This window comes from Streptococcus sp. 2154, assembly GCF_013277255.1.
In the GTDB taxonomy this organism is placed as follows: Bacteria; Bacillota; Bacilli; order Lactobacillales; family Streptococcaceae; genus Streptococcus; species Streptococcus pseudopneumoniae.
In genome coordinates, this window is sequence record NZ_VMMK01000040.1 from 7,748 (window position 1) to 16,606 (window position 8,859).

8 protein-coding genes are annotated in these 8,859 nt (G+C 41.9%); 6 read left to right on the forward strand and 2 right to left on the reverse strand.

Going from position 1 to position 8,859, the window contains the following annotated elements; all coding sequences use genetic code 11:
* Positions 1 to 63: 63 nt before the first annotated feature.
* Positions 64 to 759: a VIT family protein gene (locus HT693_RS07670; RefSeq protein ID WP_000005270.1), complete on the reverse strand. Its 696-nt coding sequence runs from the start codon at positions 757 to 759 to the stop codon at positions 64 to 66.
* Positions 760 to 1,468: 709 nt separating this feature from the next.
* Here HT693_RS07670 and HT693_RS07675 point away from each other — a divergent pair.
* From HT693_RS07675 to aguB, 6 genes are read left to right on the forward strand one after another with little or no spacing between them, the layout of a single operon-like run.
* A complete protein-coding gene (locus HT693_RS07675; RefSeq protein WP_138703876.1) occupies positions 1,469 to 2,929 on the forward strand; it encodes an aminotransferase class I/II-fold pyridoxal phosphate-dependent enzyme in 1,461 nt (486 codons plus the stop codon).
* Positions 2,930 to 3,790, forward strand: coding sequence for a polyamine aminopropyltransferase (speE, locus tag HT693_RS07680; RefSeq protein WP_000366717.1), 861 nt, complete (start codon positions 2,930 to 2,932; stop codon positions 3,788 to 3,790).
* On the forward strand, positions 3,787 to 5,046 hold the full coding sequence (locus HT693_RS07685; protein WP_023934027.1) for a saccharopine dehydrogenase family protein: 1,260 nt from the start codon (positions 3,787 to 3,789) through the stop codon (positions 5,044 to 5,046). Before speE ends, HT693_RS07685 begins: the two co-directional genes overlap by 4 nt.
* On the forward strand, positions 5,046 to 6,173 hold the full coding sequence (nspC, locus tag HT693_RS07690) for a carboxynorspermidine decarboxylase (protein ID WP_101514710.1): 1,128 nt from the start codon (positions 5,046 to 5,048) through the stop codon (positions 6,171 to 6,173). Before HT693_RS07685 ends, nspC begins: the two co-directional genes overlap by 1 nt.
* Positions 6,170 to 7,255: an agmatine deiminase gene (gene aguA, locus HT693_RS07695; RefSeq protein ID WP_050208467.1), complete on the forward strand. Its 1,086-nt coding sequence runs from the start codon at positions 6,170 to 6,172 to the stop codon at positions 7,253 to 7,255. Before nspC ends, aguA begins: the two co-directional genes overlap by 4 nt.
* A 9-nt stretch (positions 7,256 to 7,264) precedes the next feature.
* Positions 7,265 to 8,140: an N-carbamoylputrescine amidase gene (aguB, locus tag HT693_RS07700; RefSeq protein WP_050208470.1), complete on the forward strand. Its 876-nt coding sequence runs from the start codon at positions 7,265 to 7,267 to the stop codon at positions 8,138 to 8,140.
* A gap of 145 nt (positions 8,141 to 8,285) precedes the next feature.
* Here the strand turns inward: aguB and HT693_RS07705 are convergent.
* Positions 8,286 to 8,859: transposase (locus tag HT693_RS07705; RefSeq protein ID WP_172925093.1), on the reverse strand; the 574-nt coding region annotated here is incomplete at its 5' end.

The window sequence follows — 8,859 nt, forward strand, 5'->3', positions numbered from 1 at the left end:
AAGTCAGTAACATATATACGACAAGGCGAAGCTGACGTGGTTTGAAGAGATTTTCGAAGAGTATTAAATGCTGAAAAGTTGTCCTAGCAGAAAGGTAACTCCCATGGTTAAAAGACCAATAGCTAGGTTCCGAATCATAGCTGTTTTGGTTGGGGCTTTTCCAAGTTTGGCACTAGTGTAACCAGTGAGAAGAAGGGCCACACCGACGATAAGGACAGTAGCAGGAATGCGGTATTCACTTGGGAAAATAGTTACTGACAGCATTGGTGGTAAGCTACCAAGGAAAAAAGAAATAAAGCTAGAGATAGCAGCATGCCAAGGATTGGTAAACTCTTCATACTCAATACCGTATTTTTCCTCTACCAAAGCCTTGAGTGGATTATTTAAAAAGGCTTTGTTAGTCAAAAGTTGAGCAGAGGTTTCGCATTCTCCATTTTGGATATAGGCAGCATAGAGGGACTTTTTGGCTAGTTCCATATCTTGGTCTAGCAAGAGCTGCTCACGCGCAACGGCTGCTTCCTCAGTATCTTTTTGAGTTGAAACGGATACATATGCTCCACCAGCCATTGAAAAGGCACCAGCTAAGATAGCTGCAAATCCTGATAAAAAGATAATCCAGATATTGGTCGTGGCACTAGCAACTCCGATAACCACACCAGCAATGGAAATAATCCCATCATTGGCACCAAGAACACCCGCACGCAGGATATTTAAACGACCTGCAAAATTTGAATCAATTTTGTGATTTGTTTCTGACATACTATTCTCCTTTTTATCCAGTATAAAGGAAAGAGGTAATGAAATCAATCTTTTAAAAGTATCTGAAAAAAGTTGCACGATTTTAATGATATAAAAATATCGACATCTTCTCTGATAGATTAAACACCGAAGGTAAAGAGTATAGAATAGCATAAAAAATTTTAAATTAAATAGGATAAACATTTTGTTCACTTTATAATCGTTTACAAGAGAATAATGAGTATTAAATCAAATAAAATCCAACTATTTTGCGAACTTTTTATATTTTTTTCGTAAAAGGCTTTACAAGTTCTTAAAAACATGATATAGTAATAAAGCTTAGAAAATGAGATGATGTTTTCTAGCAAATATAAACCCGAGTAAAAAATGCCTACGGACAGGCAGGGTTGAATGCCGAAGCGTGGTTGAAAAACCACATTATTGATAGGGTTAAAAGCCTACTTTTATAAGTTGATGTTAGGACACTTGTCCTAATTCATAAATTTTTAGTGTGGTGAAAGCACACGTCATCTTGTGAAACGATCAATAAAGTACGTAATATTTGCTACTAGAGAGTTAGGAAACATCGGGAACAGACATACTCAACAGAAACAAACATAAAAACGTCAGAAGATTGCAGAGCAGGTGGAAACCTGCTCTTTTTTCATGAGTCAACCTTTAGTCGCCTTTATCTTCTTGAGGCACTAAAAATACGGTAAAGGAGTAAGTCTTGAAGAAGTTAGATCAAAACCAAGCCCCAATTTATGAGGCTTTGGTGAAGTTACGCAAGAAAAGGATTGTTCCCTTTGATGTTCCAGGTCACAAGCGTGGACGAGGAAATCCAGAACTTGTCGAACTGTTAGGTGAAAAATGTGTTGGCATTGATGTTAATTCGATGAAACCCTTGGATAATCTTGGTCACCCCATTTCGATTATTCGGGATGCAGAGGAGCTGACAGCTGATGCTTTTGGAGCAACCCATGCTTTTCTCATGATTGGTGGAACAACTTCATCGGTGCAGACTATGATTCTGTCAACCTGCAAGGCTGGAGATAAGATTATTCTGCCACGTAATGTCCATAAATCTGCTATCAATGCGCTGGTTCTATGTGGTGCCATTCCCATCTATATCGAGATGAGTGTGGATCCTAAGATTGGTATCGCTTTAGGTCTTGAAAATGACCGAGTAGCCAAGGCCATAAAGGACCATCCAGATGCCAAGGCCATTTTGATTAACAATCCCACTTACTACGGCATCTGTTCAGATCTTAAAGGTTTAACGGAAATGGCTCATGAAGCTGGCATGATGGTTTTAGTAGATGAAGCCCACGGAGCGCATTTGCATTTCACTGATAAACTTCCAATTTCTGCTATGGATGCAGGGGCTGATATGGCAGCAGTTTCCATGCATAAGTCTGGTGGGAGTTTGACCCAAAGCTCCATTTTACTTATCGGGGAGCAGATGAATTCTGAATACGTTCGTCAGATCATCAACCTGACCCAATCAACATCTGCTTCTTACCTGTTGATGGCTAGTTTGGATATTTCACGTCGCAACTTGGCCCTTCGTGGTAAAGAGTCGTTTGAGAAGGTCATTGAGCTATCCGAGTACGCTCGTCGTGAAATCAATGCTATCGGTGGATACTATGCCTACTCAAAAGAGTTAATAGATGGTGTGTCGGTCTGTGATTTTGATGTAACCAAGCTGTCAGTTTACACTCAGGGTATTGGCTTAACAGGTATCGAGGTTTATGACTTCCTACGAGACGAATACGACATTCAGATTGAGTTTGGTGATATTGGCAATATCTTGGCCTATATTTCGATTGGTGACCGCATCCAAGACATCGAGCGCTTGGTCGGTGCTTTGGCTGACATCAAGAGACTCTATTCACGAGATGGGAAGGACTTGATAGCAGGAGAATATATTCAGCCCGAGTTGGTGTTATCTCCACAAGAAGCCTTCTATTCAGAGAGAAGAAGTTTGTCTTTAGACGAATCTGTTGGACAAGTCTGTGGAGAATTTGTCATGTGCTATCCTCCAGGGATTCCTATCTTGGCTCCTGGTGAACGCATTACACGAGAGATTGTGGATTATGTCCAATTTGCCAAGGAACGTGGTTGCTCCCTCCAAGGGACGGAAGATCCAGAGGTCAATCACATCAACGTCATTAAGAGAAAGGAGATCTAGATGGATTTATGGTTTTCTGAAGTTCATACTCCAGATGTGAAATTGTCCCTGAGAACAGCCAAGCAACTCTACGCTGGTAAAAGTGAATGGCAGGATATCGAAGTCTTGGATACCCCAGCTTTTGGGAAAATACTGATTTTAAATGGGCATGTCTTGTTTTCAGATGCGGATGATTTTGTCTATAATGAAATGACTGTCCACGTTCCCATGGCTGTCCACCCAAATCCCAAGAAAGTCTTGGTTATTGGAGGTGGCGACGGCGGTGTTGCCCAAGTTTTGACACTGTATCCAGAATTGGAACAAATCGATATTGTGGAACCGGATGAGATGCTAGTTGAAGTCTGTCGTGAGTATTTCCCAGATTTTGCTGCAGGGCTAGATGATCCTCGTGTTACCATTTACTACCAAAATGGGCTACGCTTTTTGCGAAACTGTGAAGATGACTACGATATTATCATCAACGATGCGACAGATCCATTTGGTCATACGGAAGGGCTCTTTACCAAGGAATTTTACGGTAATAGTTATCGTGCTCTGAAAGAAGATGGCATCATGATTTACCAGCATGGGAGTCCCTTCTTTGACGAGGATGAGTCGGCCTGCCGAAGCATGCACCGCAAGGTCAATCAAGCCTTTCCAATCAGTCGGGTTTATCAGGCCCATATTCCAACTAGCCCAGCTGGTTATTGGTTGTTTGGATTTGCATCGAAAAAATACCACCCTGTCAAAGATTTTGACAAGGAAGGTTGGAAAAAACGCCAGCTTTTCACAGAATACTACACTGCAAACTTACACGTGGGATCCTTTATGTTGCCCAAGTATGTTGAGGACATTTTAGAAGAAGAGGAAGGAAAAAAATGAGTCGTTTACTAGTTATTGGTTGTGGGGGCGTTGCCCAAGTTGCTATTTCAAAGATTTGTCAAGATAGCGAAACATTTACAGAGATTATGATTGCTAGCCGTACCAAGTCAAAATGCGATGACTTGAAAGCGAAGCTAGAAGGCAAAACAAGTACTAAAATTGAAACTGCAGCACTTGATGCTGATAAGGTTGAAGAAGTGATTGCCCTGATTGAAAGCTACAAGCCAGAAGCTGTTTTGAACGTAGCTTTACCATATCAAGATTTAACCATTATGGACGCTTGTTTGGCAACAGGTGTTCACTATATCGATACAGCCAACTACGAGGCTGAGGATACAGAAGATCCTGAGTGGCGTGCCATCTATGAGAAACGTTGTAAGGAACTTGGCTTTACAGCCTACTTTGACTACTCATGGCAATGGGCTTATCAAGAGAAATTCAAAGAAGCAGGCTTGACTGCTCTTCTTGGTTCTGGTTTTGACCCAGGTGTGACCAGTGTCTTTTCAGCTTATGCCCTCAAACACTATTTTGATGAAATCCACTATATCGACATTTTAGACTGTAATGGTGGAGACCACGGTTATCCATTTGCGACAAACTTCAACCCAGAAATCAATCTCCGCGAGGTTTCTGCGCCAGGTTCTTACTGGGAAGATGGGAAATGGGTCGAAGTCGAAGCTATGTCTATCAAGCGTGAGTATGATTTCCCTCAAGTTGGACAAAAAGATATGTATCTCCTTCACCATGAAGAAATCGAATCATTGGCTAAGAACATTCCAGGTGTTAAACGCATTCGCTTCTTTATGACCTTTGGTCAATCTTACTTGACGCACATGAAATGTCTTGAAAATGTTGGACTCCTTCGTACGGATGCCATTAACTTTAATGGACAAGACATCGTTCCGATTCAATTCTTGAAAGCCTTGCTTCCTGATCCTGCTAGCCTTGGACCGCGCACGGTTGGTAAAACCAATATCGGTTGTATCTTTACAGGTGTCAAAGATGGCGTTGAAAAGACTATCTACATCTACAATGTTTGCGACCATCAGGAATGTTACGCAGAAGTTGGTTCACAAGCTATTTCTTACACGACAGGCGTTCCAGCCATGATTGGGACAAAATTGGTTATGAACGGTACTTGGAAACAAGCTGGAGTTTACAACCTTGAAGAATTGGATCCAGATCCATTCATGGAATCTCTGAATGAGTATGGCTTGCCTTGGGTTGTGGTTGAAAATCCACAAATGGTGGACTAATGAAGCTAGAACAAGTACCAACACCAGCTTACGTCATTGACTTGGCAAAGTTAGAAGACAACTGTCGCATTTTACAATATGTACAAGAAGAAGCCGGTTGCAAGGTTTTGCTTGCCCAGAAGGCATATTCCCTCTACAAAACCTATCCCATGATTAGCCAGTATCTATCTGGTACGACTGCTAGTGGACTTTATGAAGCCAAATTGGCAAGGGAAGAATTTCCTGGCGAAGTCCATGTTTTTGCACCTGCTTTCAAGGATGCAGACTTGGAGGAATTGTTGGAGATAACGGACCATATCGTCTTTAACTCAGAGAGACAGTTGCGTAAGCATGGAGCTCGTTGTCGGGATGCTGGTATAAGCGTGGGGCTGCGACTTAACCCTCAGTGTTCAACTCAAGGAGATCATGCTCTCTATGATCCTTGTGCACCAGGTTCTCGTTTTGGCGTTACACTAGATAAAATTCCTAGTGATTTGCTGGATTTGGTGGATGGTCTTCATTTTCACACCCTTTGCGAGCAGGGTGCAGATGATTTAGAGACAACTTTGAAAGCAGTAGAAGAGCAGTTTGGTTCCTATTTGCATGAGGTCAAATGGCTCAATATGGGGGGCGGCCATCACATTACAAGAGAAGACTATGATGTAGATTTGCTGATTTCAGAAATCAAGCGTATCCGAAAAACTTACAATCTTGAAATCTATATCGAGCCGGGTGAAGCCATTGCGCTCAATGCGGGTTATCTAGCAACTGAGGTATTAGATATTGTCGAAAACGGTATGGAAATCTTGGTTTTAGACGCCTCTGCGACCTGCCATATGCCTGATGTACTTGAGATGCCCTATCGTCCACCTTTGAGAAATGGCTTTGAGGCACAGGAAAAAGCCCATACCTACAGACTTTCTTCTAATACCTGTCTGACGGGCGATGTGATTGGTGATTATAGTTTTGAAAATCCAGTCCAAATCGGAGACAGACTTTATTTTCAAGACATGGCCATTTATTCTTTTGTCAAAAATAATACCTTTAATGGTATTGGATTGCCAAGTCTCTATCTCATGGACGAACAGGGAGACTGTAGCTTACTCAAAGCTTTTGGCTATCAAGACTTTAAAGGGAGATTATCATGATGGACAGTCCCAAAAAATTAGGCTATCGTATGCCAGCAGAGTATGAAACCCACCATGGTACTCTCATGATATGGCCGACTCGACCAGGTTCATGGCCCTTTCAAGGAAAAGCTGCTAAAGCAGCATTTACTCAGATCATCGAGACCATAGCAGAAGGGGAAAGAGTCTATCTTTTGGTGGAGCAGGCCTATCTATCTGAAGCCCAATCCTATCTTGGAGACAAGGTTGTTTATTTAGACATTCCCACCAATGATGCCTGGGCGCGTGATACAGGTCCGACTATTCTTGTCAATGATGAAGGCCAGAAATTAGCCGTGGATTGGGCCTTCAATGCTTGGGGAGGCACCTATGATGGTCTTTATCAAGATTATGAAGAGGATGACCAAGTAGCCAGTCGTTTTGCTGAGGCCTTGGAAAGGCCTGTCTATGATGCTAAACCTTTTGTACTGGAAGGAGGCGCAATCCATAGCGATGGTCAAGGAACTATTCTCGTAACTGAAAGTTGCTTGCTTAGTCCTGGTCGCAATCCTAACTTGACTAAAGAGGAGATTGAAAACACATTATTAGAAAGTCTTGGTGCTGAAAAAGTTATTTGGCTTCCTTATGGTATTTATCAGGATGAAACCAATGAACACGTCGATAATGTTGCTGCCTTTGTTGGTCCTGCTGAGCTTGTTTTGGCTTGGACAGATGACGAAAATGATCCCCAGTATGCCATGTCAAAAGCAGATCTCGAATTCTTAGAGCAAGAAACAGATGCAAAAGGTCGTCACTTCACTATTCATAAACTTCCAATTCCAGCTCTTCATCAAGTTGTAACCGAAGAGGATTTGCCAGGCTACATCTATGAAGAAGGAGAAGAAGAGCGATACGCAGGTGAACGACTAGCAGCTTCCTACGTAAACTTTTATATTGCCAACAAGGCTGTCCTAGTTCCTCAGTTTCAAGATAAAAACGACCAAGTAGCCTTAGATATTCTCAGTGAGTGTTTCCCAGACCGTAAAGTTGTCGGAATTCCAGCCAGAGATATTCTCTTAGGTGGTGGCAATATCCACTGTATCACCCAACAAATCCCAGAATAGGAGAAAAAGATGAGAAATGTAAGAGTTGCAGCCATTCAGATGCAATGCGCCAAGGATGTGGCAACAAATATTCAAACAGCGGAGCGCTTAGTACGTCAGGCTACAGAACAAGGCGCTCAAATCATTCTCTTACCAGAGTTGTTTGAACGTCCCTATTTCTGTCAGGAACGTCAGTATGACTACTACCAGCATGCCCAGTCGGTGACAGACAATACAGCTATTCAGCATTTTAAAACCATTGCCAAGGAGCTAAAGGTCGTTTTACCAATCAGTTTCTATGAAAAAGATGGTAATGTCTTGTATAACTCTATTGCCGTCATTGATGCAGATGGTGAGGTGCTGGGTGTTTATCGAAAGACCCACATACCAGATGACCATTATTATCAAGAAAAATTTTATTTCACACCTGGCAACACAGGTTTCAAGGTCTGGGATACTCTCTATGCCAAGATCGGGATCGGTATCTGTTGGGATCAATGGTTCCCTGAAACAGCCCGCTGTCTTGCGTTAAATGGTGCTGAATTGCTCTTTTATCCTACAGCCATTGGTTCAGAGCCAATTTTAGATACGGATAGTTTTGGTCATTGGCAACGTACCATGCAAGGACACGCAGCAGCAAATATTGTTCCAGTCATCTCAGCCAATCGTTATGGATTGGAAGAGGTCACGCCTAGTGAGGAAAATGGCGGACAGAGTTCCAGTCTTGACTTCTACGGTTCCTCCTTTATGACGGATGAAACAGGAGCTATTCTAGAACGAGCTGAAAGACAAGAAGAAGCTGTTCTGTTAGCTACTTATGACCTAGACAAGGGAGCAAGTGAACGCCTAAACTGGGGCTTGTTTCGAGATAGAAGACCAGAAATGTATCAACGAATTACGGACTAGTAGGGGAGAAATGAGAGGTTCATTCTGCTAGACTAACTTCTTATTAGCAACTATAAGATACTATGGTATCTAGTAAATCGATTTTTATGATTCACTATTCTTTTATCTTGATTAGTCCGTATTTTATACTAGACTTCCTGCAAAACTAGAATCCTAGTTCATGATTGATAATACCAACAATCAAATTCATTCGTAATCCGAAGCGTTTACGATGATTTCGATAGGTTGTTGAAAACATTTTAAACGTTTTTACTTTGGCAAAGATGTTCTCAACCTTGCTTCTCTCCTTAGATAGCGCATGGTTACAGGCTTTCTCTTCAGCTGTTAGTGGCTTGAGTTTGCTGGATTTACGTGGAATTTGTGCTTGAGGATATATCTTCATGAGCCCTTGATAAGCACTGTCAGCCAAGATTTTACCAGCTTGTCCGATATTTCTGCGACTCATTTTGAACAACTTCATATCATGATAATAGTTCACAGTGATCTCCAAAGAAATAATTCTCCCTTGACTTGTGACAATCGCTTGAGCCTTCATAGCGTGGCATTTCTTTTTACCAGAATCATTCGCTAATTGTTTTTTAAGGCGATGGATTTTTACTTCCGTCGCATCAATCATTACCGTGTCCTCAGAACTGAGAGGAGGTCTTGAAATCGTAAAACCACTTTGAACAAGAGTTACTTCAACCCATTGACTCCGATGGGTTAAGTTGCTTTCGTGG

Coding starts and splice junctions, on each gene's coding strand:
- HT693_RS07670 (WP_000005270.1), bottom strand. CDS start 759: ATGTCAGAAACAAATCACAAAATTGATTCAAATTTTGCAGGTCGTTTA.
- speE (WP_000366717.1), top strand. CDS start 2,930: ATGGATTTATGGTTTTCTGAAGTTCATACTCCAGATGTGAAATTGTCC.
- HT693_RS07685 (WP_023934027.1), top strand. CDS start 3,787: ATGAGTCGTTTACTAGTTATTGGTTGTGGGGGCGTTGCCCAAGTTGCT.
- nspC (WP_101514710.1), top strand. CDS start 5,046: ATGAAGCTAGAACAAGTACCAACACCAGCTTACGTCATTGACTTGGCA.
- aguA (WP_050208467.1), top strand. CDS start 6,170: ATGATGGACAGTCCCAAAAAATTAGGCTATCGTATGCCAGCAGAGTAT.
- aguB (WP_050208470.1), top strand. CDS start 7,265: ATGAGAAATGTAAGAGTTGCAGCCATTCAGATGCAATGCGCCAAGGAT.